This is a genomic window from Halomicrobium sp. HArcht3-1 (genome assembly GCF_058933345.1).
Map to the genome: position 1 here is coordinate 79,861 of NZ_JBZYDM010000011.1, position 19,180 is coordinate 99,040.

General features: G+C 66.6%; 25 protein-coding genes. 16 read left to right on the forward strand and 9 right to left on the reverse strand.

The genetic code is table 11. From position 1 onward, the window contains the following. Positions 1-15: 15 nt before the first annotated feature. The 4 genes from AC5FRW_RS16570 (at position 16) to AC5FRW_RS16585 (ending at position 3,973) form a co-directional block, all read left to right on the forward strand. A complete protein-coding gene (locus tag AC5FRW_RS16570; protein ID WP_493569574.1) occupies positions 16-567 on the forward strand; it encodes an NADPH-dependent FMN reductase in 552 nt (183 codons plus the stop codon). A 184-nt stretch (positions 568-751) separates the two neighbouring features. After that, complete coding sequence (locus tag AC5FRW_RS16575; RefSeq protein WP_493569575.1) at positions 752-2,539, forward strand: HAMP domain-containing protein; 1,788 nt, start codon at positions 752-754, stop codon at positions 2,537-2,539. A 118-nt stretch (positions 2,540-2,657) separates the two neighbouring features. Beyond that, positions 2,658-3,134 carry a hypothetical protein gene (locus AC5FRW_RS16580; RefSeq protein ID WP_493569576.1) on the forward strand — a complete coding sequence of 159 codons (477 nt, stop codon included), beginning with the start codon at positions 2,658-2,660 and terminating at the stop codon, positions 3,132-3,134. Positions 3,135-3,187: 53 nt separating this feature from the next. After that, complete coding sequence (locus tag AC5FRW_RS16585) at positions 3,188-3,973, forward strand: hypothetical protein (protein ID WP_493569577.1); 786 nt, start codon at positions 3,188-3,190, stop codon at positions 3,971-3,973. Between the two features lie 245 nt (positions 3,974-4,218). On the opposite strand, the gene AC5FRW_RS16590 is transcribed toward AC5FRW_RS16585, so the two are convergent. Then, positions 4,219-5,073 carry a sulfurtransferase gene (locus tag AC5FRW_RS16590; protein ID WP_493569578.1) on the reverse strand — a complete coding sequence of 285 codons (855 nt, stop codon included), beginning with the start codon at positions 5,071-5,073 and terminating at the stop codon, positions 4,219-4,221. Positions 5,074-5,328: 255 nt separating this feature from the next. Here AC5FRW_RS16590 and AC5FRW_RS16595 point away from each other — a divergent pair, with 255 nt between their 5' ends. Further along, positions 5,329-6,153 (forward strand): sulfurtransferase, encoded by an 825-nt coding sequence (locus AC5FRW_RS16595; RefSeq protein ID WP_493569579.1) that lies wholly within the window; start codon positions 5,329-5,331, stop codon positions 6,151-6,153. 75 nt (positions 6,154-6,228) lie between these two features. Continuing rightward, positions 6,229-6,447: a hypothetical protein gene (locus tag AC5FRW_RS16600; protein WP_493569580.1), complete on the forward strand. Its 219-nt coding sequence runs from the start codon at positions 6,229-6,231 to the stop codon at positions 6,445-6,447. A gap of 3 nt (positions 6,448-6,450) precedes the next feature. Here AC5FRW_RS16600 and AC5FRW_RS16605 read toward each other — a convergent pair whose 3' ends face one another. Then, the gene (locus AC5FRW_RS16605; RefSeq protein WP_493569581.1) at positions 6,451-7,494 is read right to left on the reverse strand and encodes an AI-2E family transporter; all 1,044 of its coding nucleotides are present in this window, start codon (positions 7,492-7,494) and stop codon (positions 6,451-6,453) included. Positions 7,495-7,623: 129 nt separating this feature from the next. Here AC5FRW_RS16605 and AC5FRW_RS16610 point away from each other — a divergent pair, with 129 nt between their 5' ends. The 5 genes from AC5FRW_RS16610 to AC5FRW_RS16630 are packed head-to-tail and all read left to right on the forward strand — an operon-like array spanning position 7,624 to position 10,454. Beyond that, the gene (locus AC5FRW_RS16610; RefSeq protein ID WP_493569582.1) at positions 7,624-8,691 is read left to right on the forward strand and encodes a bactofilin family protein; all 1,068 of its coding nucleotides are present in this window, start codon (positions 7,624-7,626) and stop codon (positions 8,689-8,691) included. Between the two features lie 40 nt (positions 8,692-8,731). Next, entirely contained in the window at positions 8,732-8,932 is a 201-nt protein-coding gene (samp2, locus tag AC5FRW_RS16615) for a ubiquitin-like small modifier protein SAMP2 (RefSeq protein ID WP_493569583.1), read from the forward strand. A 37-nt stretch (positions 8,933-8,969) separates the two neighbouring features. After that, the gene (locus tag AC5FRW_RS16620; RefSeq protein ID WP_493569584.1) at positions 8,970-9,452 is read left to right on the forward strand and encodes a peroxiredoxin family protein; all 483 of its coding nucleotides are present in this window, start codon (positions 8,970-8,972) and stop codon (positions 9,450-9,452) included. Beyond that, positions 9,452-9,823: a GNAT family N-acetyltransferase gene (locus AC5FRW_RS16625; protein ID WP_493569585.1), complete on the forward strand. Its 372-nt coding sequence runs from the start codon at positions 9,452-9,454 to the stop codon at positions 9,821-9,823. Before AC5FRW_RS16620 ends, AC5FRW_RS16625 begins: the two co-directional genes overlap by 1 nt. A 25-nt stretch (positions 9,824-9,848) precedes the next feature. Continuing rightward, the gene (locus tag AC5FRW_RS16630) at positions 9,849-10,454 is read left to right on the forward strand and encodes an RDD family protein (RefSeq protein WP_493569586.1); all 606 of its coding nucleotides are present in this window, start codon (positions 9,849-9,851) and stop codon (positions 10,452-10,454) included. Positions 10,455-10,483: 29 nt separating this feature from the next. Here the strand turns inward: AC5FRW_RS16630 and AC5FRW_RS16635 are convergent, their stop codons facing one another. Continuing rightward, positions 10,484-11,890: a phosphoglucomutase/phosphomannomutase family protein gene (locus tag AC5FRW_RS16635; protein WP_493569587.1), complete on the reverse strand. Its 1,407-nt coding sequence runs from the start codon at positions 11,888-11,890 to the stop codon at positions 10,484-10,486. Between the two features lie 130 nt (positions 11,891-12,020). On the opposite strand from AC5FRW_RS16635, the gene AC5FRW_RS16640 reads away from it, so the two are divergent. Together AC5FRW_RS16640 and AC5FRW_RS16645 are read left to right on the forward strand one after the other, a co-directional pair. Then, positions 12,021-12,221: a hypothetical protein gene (locus AC5FRW_RS16640; protein WP_493569588.1), complete on the forward strand. Its 201-nt coding sequence runs from the start codon at positions 12,021-12,023 to the stop codon at positions 12,219-12,221. Between the two features lie 13 nt (positions 12,222-12,234). Further along, the gene (locus tag AC5FRW_RS16645) at positions 12,235-13,632 is read left to right on the forward strand and encodes a deoxyguanosinetriphosphate triphosphohydrolase family protein (protein ID WP_493569589.1); all 1,398 of its coding nucleotides are present in this window, start codon (positions 12,235-12,237) and stop codon (positions 13,630-13,632) included. Positions 13,633-13,640: 8 nt separating this feature from the next. On the opposite strand, the gene AC5FRW_RS16650 is transcribed toward AC5FRW_RS16645, so the two are convergent. The 3 genes from AC5FRW_RS16650 to larB all read right to left on the reverse strand — a co-directional run bounded on the left by AC5FRW_RS16650 (position 13,641) and on the right by larB (position 14,953). Beyond that, positions 13,641-13,886 carry a GIY-YIG nuclease family protein gene (locus AC5FRW_RS16650; RefSeq protein WP_493569590.1) on the reverse strand — a complete coding sequence of 82 codons (246 nt, stop codon included), beginning with the start codon at positions 13,884-13,886 and terminating at the stop codon, positions 13,641-13,643. 66 nt (positions 13,887-13,952) lie between these two features. Then, the gene (locus tag AC5FRW_RS16655) at positions 13,953-14,102 is read right to left on the reverse strand and encodes a DUF7563 family protein (RefSeq protein ID WP_493569591.1); all 150 of its coding nucleotides are present in this window, start codon (positions 14,100-14,102) and stop codon (positions 13,953-13,955) included. Between the two features lie 83 nt (positions 14,103-14,185). Next, positions 14,186-14,953, reverse strand: coding sequence for a nickel pincer cofactor biosynthesis protein LarB (larB, locus tag AC5FRW_RS16660; protein ID WP_493569592.1), 768 nt, complete (start codon positions 14,951-14,953; stop codon positions 14,186-14,188). Between the two features lie 307 nt (positions 14,954-15,260). Here larB and AC5FRW_RS16665 point away from each other — a divergent pair, with 307 nt between their 5' ends. Further along, the gene (locus AC5FRW_RS16665; protein ID WP_493569593.1) at positions 15,261-15,428 is read left to right on the forward strand and encodes a DUF1931 domain-containing protein; all 168 of its coding nucleotides are present in this window, start codon (positions 15,261-15,263) and stop codon (positions 15,426-15,428) included. A 76-nt stretch (positions 15,429-15,504) separates the two neighbouring features. Here the strand turns inward: AC5FRW_RS16665 and rpiA are convergent, their stop codons facing one another. Next, positions 15,505-16,185, reverse strand: coding sequence for a ribose-5-phosphate isomerase RpiA (rpiA, locus tag AC5FRW_RS16670; RefSeq protein ID WP_493569594.1), 681 nt, complete (start codon positions 16,183-16,185; stop codon positions 15,505-15,507). Between the two features lie 87 nt (positions 16,186-16,272). Here rpiA and AC5FRW_RS16675 point away from each other — a divergent pair, with 87 nt between their 5' ends. Together AC5FRW_RS16675 and glmM are read left to right on the forward strand one after the other, a co-directional pair. Continuing rightward, positions 16,273-16,716, forward strand: coding sequence for a DCC1-like thiol-disulfide oxidoreductase family protein (locus tag AC5FRW_RS16675; protein WP_493569595.1), 444 nt, complete (start codon positions 16,273-16,275; stop codon positions 16,714-16,716). 87 nt (positions 16,717-16,803) lie between these two features. Beyond that, entirely contained in the window at positions 16,804-18,126 is a 1,323-nt protein-coding gene (gene glmM, locus AC5FRW_RS16680; RefSeq protein WP_493569596.1) for a phosphoglucosamine mutase, read from the forward strand. A gap of 66 nt (positions 18,127-18,192) precedes the next feature. Here glmM and AC5FRW_RS16685 read toward each other — a convergent pair whose 3' ends face one another. Both AC5FRW_RS16685 and AC5FRW_RS16690 read right to left on the reverse strand, forming a co-directional pair. Then, positions 18,193-18,351: a DUF7563 family protein gene (locus AC5FRW_RS16685; RefSeq protein WP_493569597.1), complete on the reverse strand. Its 159-nt coding sequence runs from the start codon at positions 18,349-18,351 to the stop codon at positions 18,193-18,195. Positions 18,352-18,437: 86 nt separating this feature from the next. Continuing rightward, positions 18,438-19,016: a DUF7090 family protein gene (locus AC5FRW_RS16690; protein WP_493569598.1), complete on the reverse strand. Its 579-nt coding sequence runs from the start codon at positions 19,014-19,016 to the stop codon at positions 18,438-18,440. Positions 19,017-19,180 lie beyond the last annotated feature (164 nt).

Consider the following 19,180-nt stretch of genomic DNA (forward strand, 5'->3'; position numbering starts at 1 on the left):
CCCTCACTGGCGGCAATGACCGACGCTCCGCTCGTCGTCGCCATCGCCGGGAGCCTGCGCGAGACGAGCACGACGCGATTCGCACTCGAACACGCCCTCGACGCGGCCGAGACGACTGGCGCGACGACGGAACTGATCGACTTGCGACAGTGGGACCTACCGCTGTTCGACCCGGACGACCGGGATCGGGGGGACGCTGGGGCGCTCAAGCGACTCGTGGCGGACGCCGACGCGGTCGTGCTCGGGACGCCGGTGTACCACGGCATGATCTCCTCGGCGCTGAAGAACGCCTTCGACTATCTCGGGCGCGACGAGTTCGACGACACGACCGTCGGCCTGCTGGCGACCGCCGGTGGTGGCTCCTACGCACAGACGTTAGAACACCTGCGAACCGGTGTTCGGACGGTCCACGGCTGGAGCCTGCCCCACGAGGTCGGCATCAGGAACGCGAGTGAGGCGTTCGACGACGACGGCGAAATCGTCGATCCCGCCATCGAACAGCGAGTCCGGCGGCTCGGTCGCCTCGCCGCGACCAACGCGGGCGTCGAACCACGTGCCAGCGAGTGAGTGGCAAGAGCGCCCTCGACGACCCCCGCTGATTCAGTGACGGAATTCTTATATTATTTCCGTTATCGCAGCTTTTTTCGAACGGAACCACCGGACAGCAACCGAGTGCTCGGGATGGACATAGTTGTCTATATACCGTATATATGAACGGGATTTATTTGACCGTGGTCGGGCGCTCAACGTAATGAGTTCACAGGATGGTTCGGGGTCGGTCGGCTGGTCGTTCTTGCCGAATGCGCTCCGCCAGCGATTCGTGTGGAAGTTCCTGACGACGGTCGCCATCGTGGTCGTCGTCACGGCGGGTATCGGCGTCGTCTCGCTGAACACCGCGACGGCGACCCTGACCGGACAGGTCGACGAGCGGACGACGACCACCGCGGAGTTACAGGCCGACGCGCTGGATCGGTGGCTCGACGGCCACCGCGAGACCGCCACCCAGATCGGGCTGCGACCGGACGTACAGGCCGGCAACGCCACGTCGGTGCAGGCGTACTTCGACGCCCACCGGTTCGACCCGGACGTGATCAGCGTCAACTACGTCGCCGACGACGGGACCGTGCTGGCGAGTACGAACGCCTCGCGGGTCAACACCTCTGTCACGGGGACACCGGTCGGCGGGGCGCTCGCGGCGGGCGTGCCGGTCGGGCCGGCGCAGGTCGTCGAGGACTCCTATACTCGGCGGGGATCGACCGTCGCCGGCATCGTCGGCAACTCCGTCGGGAGCGAGGGCGTGATCCTGATCGAGGCGGCACTGGGTGACCCGGTCGCCGGCTTCGACCCGAAGGGCCGCGCGGGCTACACGACGCTGCACGACACCGACGAGATGTTCTTCGCGACCGTCGAGTCGCCCTCGTCCGTCCCCGAATCCGTTCGACGAGCGACCGCCACTGGCTCGGCGAACCTCGAATCCTCGGCCGGCGAAGTCGTCGGTCACGCACCGATCGCCGGCACGGACTGGGTGATCGTCCGCCATCTGCCGGCGTCGGCCGCCTTCGCCGTCCGCGAGGAGATTCGCACCGGTATTCTCGCCGTCATGGGTGCGCCGCTGCTCTTGCTCGGTGGGCTGGTGCTCGTCAGTGGCTGGCGGACTGGCAACGCCCTCGAACGGCTCTCGGCCAAGGCCGAACGGATCGAGGGCGGCGACCTCGACGTGGAACTCGAACAGACGCGGGCCGACGAGATCGGACAGCTTACGGCCGCGTTCGACAGCATGCGCCACTCGCTGAAAAAGGAGATCCACGAGGCCCGCGCCGCGCGCAAGGAGGCGGAAGTCTCCCGGGCCGAAGCCATGGAGATGAACGAGTACCTCGAAGCGACCGCCGACGAGTACTCCGAGGTCCTCACGGAGTGTGCCGCAGGAGATCTGACCGTGCGGATGGACGCCGATGGCGAGCACGAGGCGATGGATCGCATCGCGACGGACTTCAACGAGACCGTCGCGGAACTGGAGAAGACGACCGGACAGCTCAAGACCTTCGCCGAGGACGTTGCCGACTCGGCCGAACACGTCGAGCAGAGTACGTCGACGCTCCGGCAGGCCTCCGAGCAGGTCGCCGAAGCCGCCCAGCAGGTGTCACTCGACGCCTACGAACAGCAAGAACAGCTGGCCGACATCTCCGCGGAGATGGACGCCGTCGCGACGACGCTGGAGCGGTACGCCGACGAACACGAGCACCTCGACTTGGCGAAGCCACTTGATCGCATTCGGGCGGTGGCGACGACGCTGTCGGACGTGGCCGAGATCAGCGAGGAAACGACGCAGGCCGCAGAGACGGTCGCCGGCGCTGCCGAGGAACAGACCGCCGAACTCAACGAGGTGTCCCAGCAGGCAGACACCCTCAAGCAGTACGCTCGGCCGCTCGGTGACGTGCTCAGTCGCTTCAAGACCGAATCCGAACGGGAGTTCTTCTTCCCGTCGGGACCGGGCAACGTCGGCGAGGAGGCCGCGGGTGACTCCGGGCCACAGAACTGATCCTGTCGGCTGTCAGTTCGTGCGCCATCCCGACACGGCCGATTCTCTCGTTCGAGCGTCCGATGTCGGGTGCTGAACGGTCCCATACGTATATGCCGACTGGCACTAACTGTCAGGTATGTTCGACCAGCACGTGGGTGACGACCGCCCGTCCCGGTACCACATCCTCTGGTACGCCGGGCGGTCGGAGTCGAACCTTCGAATCGATCCGGGGCTACTGCGCGGGTGGTGTCGCCAGTGGGACTATCACTTCGAGCACCGTCGCCGGGTCGATCACGACCGGGCCGACGAGCCACGCGCGCAAGCACGCGTCTCGTTTGCCTTCGAAGAAACGACAGAGCAGACGCTGACACACGGCGACCGCGAGTACACCTTCACGACCGATCGGACGCCCGCGACCTTCTTCGAACTCGACGACTGTGGCGACGCACGCCTGAAGACCTGGGCCAGCGAGCGCACGCTCGACCTGCGGGAACTCCGCATCGACGGGCGCGACCTCGTGTTCGATGCCGTCTCGGAACCGGGTCCCGGTCGCGTCCACGGCACGTGGCTGGCGACCACTGTCGAACGAAGCAAGTACTGGCTGACTGGGTAGCCCGACCGGGATTCGACCGAACAATCAAGAGCGTGTACTCACATGGGTGTGCCATGACGGAGTTCGCCCGGCTGGCCGGTTCGCCCGACCGACTCGCGGCGCTGGTCGCCGAGACGACGCTCTCTCCCGATCTCGCCGATCCCTACTACGGGCGGATGTTGTTCGCGCTCCGGGGTGACGGTATGACAGCCCCCGCTCGATCGGACTCGCCGTCGGTGTACACGAGCTACACGCCCGACTACTTCGAGCACTATGCGGTCGAACGAGCGGGCTACGTCGTTCTCGGTACTGTCCCGACGCTGCGCTGGCTGGACTGGCTCGACGACGAATCCGTCGAGGTCGTCTTCGGCGGTGACTCCGGCGGGCAACTGATCCAGTGGGTCGAGATCCGTGGCGCGGATCACCGCGTGCGGGCCGATCCGCTCCCGACGGACGTGGCCGTCGACTCGGTCGATCTGGGGATGCCTGCGTCGTTCGACGACGACGGGCGGTTCGCGCCCGACGGAGAGCCAGCAACGACGACCGTCGAGACCGACGCCGCGACACTCGAACGGCTCGTCACGGCCGCCGACATCGTCGACGGTGACGGCGTGCCGGTGGTCGTCGCGGACGGGCAGTTCCGGCTGGCAGTTTCGGGGGCGGTGATGAACGGCGTGGGGACGCTGTCGGGGACCGTCGAGGGTCCCGACTGTCGGAACTGGTATGGGCCGGAACTGGGAACGCTCACGCGGACGCTCGACGGACCGGTTCGCCTCGAAATCGTCCCCGACGGACCGATGGCCGTGATTCAGGAGACCGATGCGGCGACGCGCCGGTACGTGCTCGACGAGCGTGTGTAGCGACTGTCGGCACTCGTCGTCGTGGCACGAAAGAAAGAACGGAAACTGACCTCAGTTGCCTTTCTCTGCGAGAAAGTGAACTGTTGTCTCGCGACGAGACGCTCGACTGCCTAGTTCCCTTTCTCCACGGGTCGCTTCGCTCCCCGTTCCGATTCGAGGCCGACGCCTGCGCTTCGCTTAGTTGTCGGCCTCGCCCTTCTCTGCGAGAAAGGGAACTACTGTCTCGCGACGAGACGCTCGACTGCCTAGTTCCCTTTCTCGATGGGCGCGCCGACGAGGTTGCCCCACTCGGTCCAGGAGCCGTCGTAGTTGACGGCGTCGTCGTAGCCAAGCAGTTCGTGGAGTGCGAACCAGGCGACCGACGAGCGCTCGCCGATGCGGCAGTAGGCGACGGTCGTCTCGTCGCCGTCGATGCCTTCCTCGGCGTACAGTTCCTGCAGTTCGTCGAAGTCCTTGAAGGTGCCGTCGTCGTTGGTCACTGCGGCCCACGAGATGTTACTGGCACCGGGGACGTGGCCGCCGCGCTGGGCGGTCTCCTGCAGGCCCGGCGGTGCGAGGACCTCGCCGGAGAACTCCTCGGGCGAGCGAACGTCGACGAGGGGCAGGCCCTTGTCGATGGCGTTCTCGACGTCGTCGCGGTACGCGCGGATGGACTCGCGCGGGCCGGAGGCCTCGTACTCCGTGGCCGAGAAGTCGGGGACCTCGTCGGTCGTCGAGTAGTCGTTGTCGAGCCAGTACTCGCGGCCGCCGTCGAGCAGGCGCACGTCGTCGTGGCCGTAGTATTTGAACTGCCAGTAAGTGTAGGCGGCGAACCAGTTGGAGTTGTCACCGTAGAGGACGACTGTGTCGTCCTCGCTGATACCGTGGGAACCCAGCAGGTCCTCGAAGTCCTCTTTCGAGAGGATGTCGCGGGTGGTCTGGTCCTGCAGTTGGGTCTCCCAGTTGAAACCGATCGCACCGGGTGCGTGGGCCTCGTCGTAGGCCTCCGTGTCGACGTCGACCTCCACGAGTCGGTGGTCGGAGTCGTCGCTCTGGAACGCGTCGAGATTGTCCTCGACCCAGTCGGCGGTGACGAGAACGTCGTTGGCGTAATCGCTCATGTGCAACCATCGCTACACACGCCCACCACTTATGCCACGTCGTTACGGCATCATCCGCCCCTCCTCCCCCCTGTCGGCAGTTTCTGCCCATACACCGTACGTGTTGACACGCCAACTGTTCGCACGATCGGTGCGTCATCTCCCGACCTGCGGTGGGACAGCACCGACGGCCGCCCGCGATGCGGATTATATTGCCGCTATCTTCGAGTACGCGAGACGGACGATTCAAGCCGACGCGGCCAGAATCGCCCGGTAATGACTGATATCGTTCCCCAGTCGTGGCTCGCCGACCGACTCGACGAGGTTCGGGTCGTCGACGTGCGCGACGGCTGGGAGTACGACGGCATCGGCCACGTCCCCGGCGCGGTCAACGTCCCGTTCGATTCGTTCCGGGCCGAGGAAAGCGGCGCGGCCGACGAGGGGATGCTCCCCGGCGAGGACACCTTCGAACGCCTGCTCTCGGAGGCGGGCATCGACGAAGACGACGACATCGTGGCCTACGACGACACCCACGGTGTCTTCGCCGCCCGATTCCTCGTCACCGCCGAACTGTACGGCCACGACCCGCCGAAGCTTCACTTGCTCGACGGCGACTTCTCGGCGTGGCAACTGGCTCACGAGACGACGAGCGAGGCCCCCGAACCGACCCCGACGGAGTACGTCGTCGACCCACCCGCCGAGACGCCACTGGTCGACGCCGACGCCGTCGCCACGGCGGTCGATGGCGACGCCGTGATCGTCGACACCCGCGAACAGTGGGAGTACGGGGAGGGTCACATCCCCGGTGCGGTCCGACTCGACTGGCAGGAACTCGTCGACGACGAGACTCGCGGCCTGCTCCCGGACGACGAGGCCCGCGAACTGCTCGAATCACGGGGGATCACGCCCGATCGGCGGATCGTCCTGTACTGTAACACGGCTCGACGGATCAGCCACACCTACGTCGTCCTCCGTCATCTGGGCTACGACGATCTGGCGTTCTACGAAGGAAGTCTGACCGAGTGGGTGCAGCAGGGCCGGCCACTGGAGACAGACGAGACCGACGAATACTCGTCGGTCTCGAATCGGAACGGGGAGTGATGGCGACCCGTGGAGACAGGCGAGAGCGACGAATACTCGTCGGTCTCGAATCGGAACGGGGAGTGATGGCGACCCGTGGAGACGGGCGAGAGCGACGCGGAGGCATCGGTCTCGAATCGGAACGGGGAGCGTCAGCGACCCGTGGAGACGGGCGAGAGCGACGCGGAGGCATCGGTCTCGAATCGGAACGGGGAGCGTCAGCGACCCGTGGAGACGGGCGAGAGCGACGCGGAGGCATCGGTCTCGAATCGGAACGGGGAGCGCCAGCGACCCGTGGAGACAGGCGGGGAGTAAGCCCTACGTCTCCCCGCCGCCATCCACATCGGCCGCGGCGTCCGCGCCGTAATTCAGTTCTCGCTGGATCGTCGTCCGGTCGCTCGTCAGGAGTTCGACGGCTTCGACGAACAGCGCAACGACCAGCGGGCCGGCGATGAAGCCGACGATCCCGATAGTGAGGACGCCGCCGGTAAAGCCGATGAAGTAGAGGCTCGCCGGGATGTCGGCGGTGTAGGGGGCCAGTTGCGGGCGGATGATCGCGTCCGGGAGGAAGCCGACGAACACCAGTCCGATCACCAGCAGCGTGATCGCACTCGTGATGTCACCGGCGACCGCGTCCGTCGCGGCCACGAGGGCGATCAGGACGCTCGGGCCGACGACGGGGATGAACTGGAGGATGCCCGCGACCGCCGCCAGCCCGAACGCGCCGGGATAGCCCAGTCCGGCGAAGACGACGTAGGCGATGAGGAAGGTCCCGAGCGCCGTCGCCCCCTGCAGGACGTAGATCGCGTACAGCGTGTCCCGGACTCGCTCGTGGATCGTTCGGACGAGGTCGTGGTACGCCGTCGGGACGGTCTGGAAGACGACTTCCGGCGCGGCGGTGGGCCGCAACAGCAGGGCGTAGACCAGCAGCGTAAACAGGAACACTTTCAGCGCGAGGATCGGCCCGGCACTCGCCACGCTGAGGGCGAACTCGGTGATGACCTCTCTGGCGTTGCTGGCGAGGATACCTACTTCGAACGCGACGGCCGTCCCGAGCACCTCGAACTCGAAGCTCGTCGGGAGCGAGCGGAGATACGAGAGGAGTGTGTCACGGCGGCGATACAGCGACCAGAGCGGCGGGACGAAAAGCGCCGCGACGGCGAGAAAGGCGACGCTCGTGGCGACGGCGGCGGCGACACGCCGATGCAGGCCACGCCGGACCAGCATTCGTCGGAGCGGATAGAGTACGTAGGCGACGGTGATGGCGAAGAACACAGTCATCACGACGCTCCAGAGCAATGCCGCGGTCAACAGTCCCGTCGCGACGACCAACCCGATGAGCACCCCCTGGCGCGTTCGCATGGCACAGTACAGTTCCGCCGGTGACAAAAACGTTCCCGGTCTACGACGGCGCTGTCCACCGCAGGTCCCAGTTTCCGGCCCAGAAGCTCGGAATCTCCTTTTATACTGTCTGGGTGTGAACCGTCGTGTATGAGACGCACAGTCCCTGCACTGCTCGCAGTACTGCTGCTCGTGGTAGCGCTCCCCGGCATCGCCGTGGCAGAGACCCGGACCGGCGGCACCGTCACCGTCGGTCCCGACGAGACTATCGACGGTGATCTCGAAACCTACGGGGGAACGGTCGTGATCGAAGGCACCGTCACCGGCGACGTGGAAGCGTTCGCCGGATCGGTCGTGATCGACGGCACGGTCCAGGGTAACGTCGAGACGTTCGCCGGCACCGTCGAGATCAGGGGGACGGTCGACGGCGACGTGGAGAGCGCCGGCGGCACCGTCACCATCACCGACGACGCACAGATCGGCGGGAGCCTCAGCGCCGGCGCTGGCACCGTCACGATCGACGGGGAAGTCGCCGAGGACGTCGAGGTCGGTGCCGAGCAGATCGTCCTCGGTCCGACCGCCGAGATCGGCGGTGACCTGACCTACGACGGCCAGCTAGAGCGTGCCGACGGCGCGGTCGTCGACGGCACGGTGTCCCGAACGAGCAACGTCTCTCCCGGCCCGTCCGGTCCCGGGGTCGCCGTCCCGTCGGGCACGTTCACCGTCTACGGCGTCCTCGTGAACCTCGTGGCCGGCGCGGTGCTGCTCGTCGCGTTCCCCCGCTTCTCCTCGACCGTCGCCGACGGGATCACCGACGATCCCCTGCGCTCGGGCGTGTTCGGGCTGCTGGCGCTGATCGCTATCCCGGTCGTCTGTGTACTCCTGTTTCTGACGATCGTTGGCATCCCGCTGTCGCTCGCTGGTCTCGTCGCCTACGCCTTCTTCGTGTGGGCCGGCGCGCTGTACGGTCGCTTCGCGGCGGGTCGCTGGGTCCTCGCCCAGACCGGCCGTGACAGTCGCTGGCTCGCGCTCGTACTCGGTGTCCTCGGGGTTGCGCTGTTGAAACTGCTCCCCATCCTCGGCGAACTGGTCGAGGCCGCCGTCGTTCTGCTGGGTCTGGGCGCGCTCGTCCTCGCGCTCACCGACCGGTACGGCTCGGGCGGCGACGAACCACGCGACACGAGCGAACCGGCCACCGGCGACGCCGAACCGGCCTGACGGTCGACACGCTCAAGCCCGCTGGGCTGTACGCTCCTGTATGCGCGTGACAGTCGAGGTCGCTGGCGGCGACACCCACGAGGTCGACATCGACGAAGGTGGGACCTACGGGGACCTGCTGGCCCCGACCGACCTCAATCCCCACACCGTCTCGCTACTGGTCGACGGCACGCCGGTGCCCGAAGACCGGCCAGTCGAGACCGACCACGTCCGCGTCGTTCGCCTGATCAAGGGCGGGTGACCAGGTCGTTTTTGCACAGGGCGTCCCTCTATCGACTATGAGCGAGCAGCCACTGGACTTTTCGTTGCCCAACGTCGGTCCCGGCCCGGACCCCCTCTCGCTGTCGGCACTCGCCGCCGACAACGACTTCGTCGTCCTCCTGTTCCAGCGCGACGAGTACTGTACGAACTGTCGCAAGCAGGTCCGGGCGGTGGCCGACCGCTACGACGACTTTCGCGAGCGGGGTGCCGAGGTGGTCTCGATCCTCCCGGAGCCACGCGAGGCCGCCGCGAACTGGCAGCAGCGCTACGACCTGCCCTATCCGCTGTGTGCCGACCCCGACGCCAGCGTCGGCGACGCCTACGATCAGCCCGTTCGCTTTGGCTTTCTGGGTAAGTGGAGCGACTTCCTCGGGCGGATGCCCGTCGTCGTGCTGGTCGACGTGCGCGAGACACCGGTCGTCGTCTGGTCGTACCGTGGCTCCTCGACGTTCGACCGGCCCGACATCGACACGATCCTCGCGAAGATCGACGCCCAGTGATGGAGGTTCGCGAAGCCACATCCGCCGACCGGGTCGCCGTCGCGAACGTCCTCGACGGCGCGATGCTCGACACCGATCCCGACCGCCTCCGGGCGAGTCTCGACCGGGGCGAGACACTCGTCGCCACCGCCGACGACCGAATTCTGGGCGCGCTCGTGCTCGACGGTGACCGGATCGAAAGCGTCGCCGTCCGCCGCCGTCGCCGCGGGCAGGGTATCGGGACGGCACTGGTCGAGGCCGCGGGACGCGAGCGGGACTGTCTCGTCGCCGAGTTCGACGAGCGCGTTACTCCGTTCTACGAGTCGCTGGGCTTCGAGATCGAACCGGTCACGGGCGAGGACGGGCGATATCGGGCCACCAGAGATTTTTAGGCCCAGTGGCGTCTCGGTGGCGACGATGTCCCCGAACACCTCCCAGTCGGCCGTGTCAGCGCGCGAAGACCGTGTCCTCGCCTTCGTGCTCGATTTCCTTCTGTTGAGTCTCGTGACCGCGTTCATCTGGCTCACCTTCTCGATCGTGAGCGCCTTCGTCGGGGCCGGCACCGCGTTCGGTGCGTCCGCACTGAGCGGGTCCGCGTCGGCCGCCGGGAGTGCGCCAGCGATGGGATCCGCGGGAGCGCTGATCGGCTCGATGCTCGTGTCGTGGCTGATCGCGCTGGTCCAGTGGGTCGCAATCGCAGTCGTCCTCACCGCCTACTTCACGCTGTTCGTCGAGCGCGACGGTCAGACCCTCGGGATGCGTGCGACCGACGTGATCGTCCGGGCCGAGGACGGCACCGCCTGTACGCGTTCGCAGGCACTGCGACGCACGGCCGTCTTGCTCGCGCCGCTCCCGCTGATGGCGCTGTCGAGTGTCTTCATCCCGCTCGTCGGCTTCCCGCTGGCGCTGTTGGTGATGGTCGGCTGGCTGGCCGTCGAGGCGGGCTTTATCTTCACCGACGACAGCGCCCAGCGACTCGGCGACCGCTTTGCGGACACGGTCGTCGTCGAAGCTACGGCGTAACACTGCGTCGCCCCGCTCGCGCCCCGATCCTACACGAGCGGTGCGACCACGTCACGCCCCGCAGCGAGGAGTTCGTCGACGCGGGCCTGACTGCCGGCCTCGGCGTACACTCGGAGCTTCGGTTCCGTCCCCGAGGGCCGGACGAGCAGCCACGTTCCGTCTGCCAGTGTCATCTTGAACCCGTCGACGGTCGACACCGAGTCGACGGCCTGCCCGGCCACGCTGTCGGGCAGGTCGGTTTCGAGGTCGGCCAGCACGCCGGCCTTGCGGTCGTCCGGGCAGTCGACGCTGACCCGGCCCTGATGGATCTCGCCGTGCTCGGCGAGCAGCGCGTCGACGCGGTCGTCCAGTGACCGCTCGTGGTCGGCCGCGGCAGCAAGCAGCGCCACTAGCACGCCGTCCTTGTTTCGAAGGTGGGCCGTCAATCCGAAGCCACCGGACTCCTCCCCGCCCATCAGCGCGTCGTGGTCGGCCATCGACTCGGCGACGTACTTGAAGCCGACGGCGGTCTCGTGGACGGACTGGCCGTGGGACTGGGCGACGCGGTCGACGATGGAACTGGTCGAGACCGTCCTGACTACGTCCCCGTCGTTCGAGTCGAGCAGGTCGTCGTAGACGGCCGCAAAGAAGAGGTTCGGATCGAGGAAGCCCCGCTCGGGCGTGACGACGCTGACCCGGTCGGCGTCACCGTCGTTGACGATCCCGAGGTCGGCGTCGCCGGACTGGACGCGCTCGATCAGTGCTTCGACCCGCTCGGCGACGGGTTCGGGTGCGCCGCCACCGAAGTCGGGGTCGGTCCCACAGCGCAGGCGAACGAGGTCGGCACCGGCGCGTTCGAGCAGCCTGTCGGTCACGTCGCGGCCGCTGCCGTGCATCGCGTCGTAGGCGACGGTGAGCCCAGACAGATCGACCGCCTCGTCGCAGACATCGCCGACGAAGTCGACGGCGTGATCGAGGTACTCCGCGACCAGCGCCGCCTCTTCGACGCTGCCCCACTCGTCCTCGGGACGGGTGTCGGGTTCGGCCAGCGCCGCCTCGACGGCGTCGGTCGCGTCCGCCAGCGCGGGCGCGCCACCCGCGGGGACGAACTTCACGCCGTTGTACTCGGGGGGGTTGTGCGAGGCCGTCACCATCAGCGCGCCAGCGAGGTCCCGTTCGCGGACCGTCCACGCGACGACCGGCGTCGGGGTGTCTCGCTCGGGCAAGAGCACGTCGAAGCCGTTGGCACAGAGCACGCGGGCCAACTCTTCGGCGAACCCGCGGGAGTGGTCGCGCGCGTCGTAGCCGACGGCGACGGTCTCGCCGTCGTGGCCGGTGTCCCGGAGGTGCGTCGCGACGCCCTGTCCGATCATGCGGACGCGTTCGTCGGTGAATTCGTCCAGTGTCGCCCGCCAGCCGTCGGTGCCGAAAGCGATGGCAGCCTGCTCGTCGGTCATGGCTGAGACTGCGCCCCCGGCCCGCAAAAAGGTGCGTGACTCCATTGATCCGTATTAAGATTGGGGTACTCACCAGAAATGAGAACATAGCTAAAAGCTTATATCCAGAGATACAACATTGTGACACGTCATGGCAGCCACGACTGACCTCGAACAGAGCGTCCGTGACGAGCTTTCCGGCGACGGCGATCCCGTCGACCAGGACGTGCTCGTCGACAGACTCGCGAACCGGGGCATGGAACGTGGCGAAGTGCTCAAAGTGCTCCGCCACCTGATGGAAGAAGACGAGGTCTCGTACACACTCGAGTGGGATCTGCGACTGGAAGAGTAGTTTTCTATTTCGAATGAGCAATCAAGAACTACGGGAGAGACGCATTTATTCTGGCGAGTCCTCCGGTGATAATCGGACCCCGTTCCAGCGTGATCGAGATCGAATCATCTACACCCCCGCTTTTCGCCGGCTGTCGGGTGTGACTCAGGTCGTCCACTCGACGACCGAACGTGGGTATCACAATCGATTGACACATTCGCTGAAAGTCAGCCAGGTCGGTCGTCGACTTGCGGAGTACCTCGATACGAAGACGCCATCGACGACACTCTCGGAGGCAGGCGGACTCGACCCCGATGTCGTCGAGGCGGCGTGTCTCGCGCACGATCTCGGTCATCCGCCGTTCGGCCACGCCGCTGAAGACGCGCTCCAATCCGGTCTCGACGAGAAAAGCGAGTTCTCCAGCTTCGAGGGGAATCCCCAGTCGTTTCGCATTGTCAACAACGTCGCGATCCACCGGACAGAGTACGGGGACGGACACCGTGGACTCGACCTTACGCTCGCAACACTCAACGCCCTGCTGAAGTATCCCTGGAAGCGTGGCACCACCGGGAAACGGAACCGGAAGTGGGGCTACTACCAGACGGAGGCGACAGAGTTCGAGACCGTACGGGAGCTTCGAACGCCTGGCTCGTCTTCGGATGGCATGAGCCTCGAAGCGCGAATCATGGACTGGGCGGACGACGTGACGTACGCGATCCACGATGTCGTCGATTTCTACCAGGCTGGACTCATCCCGCTCGAAGAGCTTCTGACAAGCACTCACGAACGGGAACAGTTCGTGGACGCGTTCGAGTCGGATGACGACACTGGAAATATCGACGATTCGTGGGACGCGACCGGGTTTCTCGAAGACAGCATCAGAAAGATCGGCGAAGTCGCGGGAAACACCGAGGGGAACGCTCTTGATTCGACGTTCGACGGTTCGAGCGACGACCGCGCGACGACCGGCTTTCTCACCTCAGAGTTGGTCGAGCGCTACCTCGGACTCGGGAGCGACACGAGGGTCGAAATCGATCCAGCCATCGAGGGCGGACTCGACATCGATCCGGAACTCGAATACGAGGTGCGACTGCTGAAGTACCTCACCGAATACTACGTGTTCGACGATCCGGCGCTCGTTGCACAGCAACACGGGCACCGAGAGATGATCCGGCGCTTGTTCGACATTCTGTTCGAAGCGACGGACGCCGACTCAGAGTATGGCAGCATCGTCCCGCGCCCGTTCGATGAACGAGTGGCACAGATCCACGACGGCGAACACGGATACGACGGCATCGACGACGGGACGCTCCGAGCCCGTACCGTCGCGGACATCGTCGCCAGTATGACCGAGCAGCAAGCGATCGATCTGTTCAACCGTGTGACGGGCCAGTCCCCGGGACTCGTGACCGACCAGATCGTCGATCTGTAACGTCGCTCTCACTCTTCGATCAATCGCTCTTTCCGGCGGCGCGAGAACTGCTTGATCTCGTATTCGCGGGACATGGCTGCCGATCTGGACTCGTAGGCTTCGACGTGGACCAGTTCGACCGGCGTCCGGCCACGGGTGTACTTCGCGCCCTCACCGGCGTCGTGTTCGTCGACGCGCCGCTCCACGTCGGTCGTGTAGCCCGTATAGAGCGTGTCGTCGTCACACCGCAGGACGTAGACGTAGTGGTCACTCATCGATTCGACCGTCAGAACAGGGCTTCGTGTGGTACTGGTACCACGATACAGGCGGCCCAGCGGGCCTCACACCTTGTGGGCGCGCTGCTTCGCGACCTCGGCGATTCCAGCGTTCGCCGAACAACTCGGGCACGCGTGGACGTTGCCGCCCTCGTCCGCGAACACCCGAGCGAATCGATCCGACACGTGCGCGCCGCAGTGATCGCACTCTGGCATGATAACTGCCGGTTTCTCGGCGTCCGGCACTTCTACGTACGAGACGGAGTTGCATAGCCTCACATGCCAACACTGTTAGGCCCTCATTCGCGCCTCGCGGCGTCGATCTGTCTGGCGATCAGCCCAGCCTGTGTTCCGGCGGTAAATCCGGCGTCGATGTTGACCACTGTAAGGGCGGTACAGGACTGGAGCATGCCGGAAACGGCCGCTTCACCCCCGCCGGAATGACCGTAGCCAGTCGACACTGGCAGGCCGATCAGAGGCACGTCGACGAGGCCGGCGACGACCGTCGGCAGCGCGCCCTCGCGCCCGGCGGCGACGATGAGCACGTCCTGTTCACGGAGGGTCGGTAACTGATCGACGACGCGCACGAGGCTGGCGACGCCGACGTCGTCGACGCGCTCGACGGTCGCCCCCATCTCGCGGGCGATCATCGCCGCCTCGCCGGCCGGGATGGCGTCCGAAGTCCCCGCCGTGACGACGCCGACGCTGGCGTCCAGTTCGGGGCGTTCGTAGTCGGGGGCGTGGGCGAGGACCCAGTTCGAGCGCTCGGACCACGTGACGGTCGCCTCGGGGGCGTCGTCGGCGAGTCGGTCGCTGATCGCCGCTGCGTGGGCGTCGTCGACACGGGTCGCGATCGCGCGGCCGGTCGTCTCCAGTGCGGTCGCCGCGAGTGCGGCGACCTCCTCGGGTGTCTTGCCGTCGGCGAGCACTGCCTCGGGCACGCCAGAACGCTGCTCGCGCGTGGCGTCGAACCGACCGGCCTCGCCGGTCGCGTAGCCCGATAGCTCGCTCTCGGCCTCGGCGGGGGTGATCTCGCCCGCTGCGACCGCTTCGAGTAGTTCGCGCATACCCCCCCTCGGACGTGCGGATACTCGACTCTTTCCACACGAGTGCCCGCGCCGCGCACCGGGGCCGTTCGAACGGCGAAGCCGTGAGCGTCGCGGTGGGCTCGATGAGAGCGCGCGCGAGCACGCCAGACCGTCGCGAACGGCCACAGACGTGACCGAATGGCCCATTTTGCCGGATCGATCCGGGCACAACTGAAGGGTTTATATGGGGTTTCGAGTGTGAGAGTGGCTCAGACCCCCGTGAATACCGGCGAGAGGCTCCGGCTTCAGGAAAGTATTTAACATGGCACCCGGAACACGGGTTTGTATGGCAGACCTAATCGTCAAAGCCGCCGTGAAGGAAGCGCTCGATGATATGAACGTTGCCTCTGACTTCTACACCGCCCTCGACGACGAGGTCGAGGAGCTGCTCGAGGACGCCGCACGACGCGCCGAGGCAAACGACCGAAAGACCGTCCAGCCGCGCGACCTGTAAGGCTGACGAGCTTCCACGATTTTTTGACACCCGTCCGAGTAGCGATAGCGCTGTCGCGTGTTGACGAGTCGAGCAGTCACAGTTCAGTCACAGTGACGCCGTCGGCCGTGCCCAGATGGATCTCGTCGGCGACGCCGACGAACAGGCCGTGCTCGACGACGCCCGGCACGGCGGCGAGATCGGCCGCAAGCGCCGCCGGGTCGTCGATATCGCCGAAATCACAGTCGAGCACGAGGTTGCCGTTGTCGGTGACGACCGGCCCGTCCTTGCGCTCGGCTCGCCGGAGGTCGGGGTCGCCGCCGAGTTCCGCCACGGCGTCGGCGACGGTCGTCCGGGCGGCCGGCAGCACTTCGACCGGCACGGGGTAGTCGAGCCGGTCGGCTTCCTTCGTCGGGTCGACGACGGCGAGGAAGCGATCCGCGGCCGTGTCGACGATCTTCTCGCGGGCGTGGGCTGCGCCCCCGCCCTTCACGAGGTCGCCGCCGGCGAACTGGTCCGCGCCGTCGATCGCCAGATCGACCGACACCGAATCGAGGTCGGCCAGCGGAATCCCCGCGTCGCGGGCCAGCTCTCGGGACTGGAACGAGGTCGGGACGCCGGTCACGTCCAGCCCCGCATCGACGGCGTCGCCGATGGCCCTGATCGCGTGGGCCGCAGTCGAACCGGTGCCCAGTCCGACGACCATCCCGTCCTCGACCGCTTCGGCGGCCGACTCGCCGGCCGCGCGCTTCGCCGCGTCGGAGCCTCCCTGTTTCATGTGGAGAGCATCTGGGGTGGCGGACAAAACGTTTGTTCTCCCGGCGTCGAACCGACGGTATTTGTGGCTGGCACACCTAGTATCGGTATGTCCCAGTTCGACAGCGTCCTCATCTACGACGGGGAGTGTCCGTACTGTTCGGTCGCCGCGACGGCGCTCGAACGCGTCGACGACCTCGGTGCGATTTCGTGGTACGACGGGGCCGCACAGTCGTTTCTCGAAGCGCAGTTCGACGCGACTCCGTTCGCGATGGTGCTCGTCGACGCCGAGAACGGGACGGTGTACGCGGGCCGGGCGGCCGCCGAGGAACTGACGCGGCGTGCCGGGATGCCCGGACTCGTCGGGTCGCTCGTGCGCGACAACTACGAGACGATTGCCCACGTTGTCGGTCTCGCCAGCGGTCGCGGTCGCGACCCGGCCGACGTACACGAGCGGTACGACCTGACCGATGCCGGGAACGAAGCCTTCCAGTCGCTGGCGGCGAGTGCGGTCGACCGCGACATCCGTGACGGATCGGCGTCGGCGGCGTGACCCTGCCGTTGCCCGGCGTGTGACACGTCCTCGACGACCGTCGGTAGACGACGCATACTTTTTGCCGTCCTCGTGTGACTGACCGGTATGTTCGGCACGAGCGGGATCAGAGGACCAGTCGGCGAAGACGTGACGGCGGCGCTCGCACTCGACGTGGGTCGCGCGGTCGGGGTCGACACCGGGCGAGTCGTCGTGGGCCGTGACCCGCGCGAATCGGGCGAGCTACTGGTCGACGCCATTGCTTCGGGGCTACGCGAGTCCGGCACCGATGTCGTCGACCTCGGTCTCGCAGCGACGCCGACGGTCGCCCGCTCGGTCGCGTGGCACGACGCGGACGCCGGCGTCGCGATCACGGCCTCGCACAATCCCGCGCCCGACAACGGGATCAAGCTCTGGCAGCCGTCCGGGCAGGCCTTCGACGAAGCCCAGCGTGAGCGGATCGCCCAGCGCGTCCGGGACGGCGTCGCCGACCTCGAAGCGTGGGACGGGATCGGATCGCGGACGGCGGCCGACGCCCGCGAGCGCCACGCCGAGACCATCGCCGACGCTGTCGAGTGGTCGGCCGACACACTCGACGATCCGCCGGCGGTCGCCGTCGACATCGGCAACGGCGCGGGTGGCGTGACCATCGACGCCCTCCAGCGGCTGGGCTGTGCGGTCGAGACGCTGAACGCTCAGCCCGACGGCGCTTTCCCGGGGCGACCGAGCGAGCCGACCGCAGAGAACTGCCGGTCGCTGTCGGCGCTGGTCGCCCAGACCGACGCTCGACTCGGCATCGCCCACGACGGCGACGCCGACCGCCTCCGGGCGGCGACGGCCGACGGCACGTTCGTCTCCGGGGACGAACTGCTCGCGGTGTTCGCTCGCGACGCGGCGTCGGCCGGCGAGGCAGTCGCAGTCCCGGTCGACACCAGCCTCGCGGTCGCCGACTACCTCGCCGAAGCGGACGTGGACGTGACCTACACGCCCGTCGGCGACGTGTACGTGGCCGAGCGAGCCAGCGAGCCGGGGATCGCCTTCGGCGGCGAGCCCAGTGGTGCGTGGATCTGGCCATCGGAGACGCTGTGCCCTGACGGCCCGCTCGCGGCCTGTACACTGGTGGCGCTGGACGCCGAGCGACCGCTGGCCGACCGCGTCGCCGAGATACCGGACTACCCCATCCAGCGCGACAGTATCGAAGTCGAGGACAAACACGCCGTCATGGAGCGACTGACCGACCGGATCACCGCGGAGTACGACGAGGTCCAGACGCTGGACGGCGTCCGTGTCGACCTCGGTGACGCGTGGTTCCTCGTGCGTGCGAGTGGGACCCAGCCGCTCGTGCGGATCACGGCCGAGGCCCGCGACAGCGAGCGAGCGGCCGATGCCTTCGAGATCGCTCGCGAGGCAGTCGCCACTGCGCGAACGTGACGATCAGCAGAAAGCAAAGCGGTCGCGAACGTGACCCGTTTCCTGCGAGGCACAACGGACCTGGCGTTACGAGCGTCGCGTCGACCGGGCTTCTCGCACGCTCGCCCCGTCGCGAATCTTGTCTTCGCACTGCGGACAGACCCGCGGTGCGTCGACCCCGTTAGGTGTGAAGACCCGTGCGTAGTCGGCCGTGACGAAGTTACCGCAGTTCTGGCATTCCGGCATACACTCCACACAGACGGAATCTGCCCTCTTAATGGTTCGTGCTCTCCCGCTCACGGTGCCGGCGAACAGCCGGCAGCGGGCCGCTCTCAGAACTCGCCGGTGATCTGGCCGTCTTCGTCGAGCGTGATCACGCCGTCGAACAGGTCCCGGAAGCGCTCGACGGTCGCCTCGTCGTGGACACCCCGTGCGAGGTGGAACATCCCGACGGCGTCGTGTTCGTCGAGCAGTTCCAGCAAGCTCTCGACGGCCTCGACGGCTCGATCCTCGTCGGCGTAGTAGATCAGTTCCGTGACCGAGTCGAAACTGACCCGGCGCTTGCCGTCGTGGTCGGCGAGGAACTGCTCGGTCTGGTCGACGATGGCCTCCCAGTCGTCGGGCGCTGAGACGTACCGGACGTTGTCGGACTTCCGGCGGGTGTAGCCCCGTTCGACCGACAGCGTATCGAGGATCGTCGCCCGATCCTCGTCGACCTCGTAATACTCCAGCTTTTGCTCGACCTCGCGAGCCGTCGTCCGCGTCGACACGACCAGCAGGTAGTCGGTGTCGGTACTGAGGAAGTCGGTGTCCAGTCGATCCGTCTCGCCGGTACTCGGATGCAACAAGAGGATGCCCGTTCCGCCCGGAATCGTCTCGGGCGTGTTCTCGATGGCGAGGGAATACTCCATGTGGTCGTTCAGTGGGTGGCGTGCGCTTTATACTATCGGTCCACCCCCGGACGGGATGTGTGAGCACGCCGGACTTTGGTCGTCACACGATCTCGGCGTAGCAAGTGAGCCGAGATCGGTCACTACACGACCCCGGCGTCAGCAAGTGAGCCGGGATCGGTCAC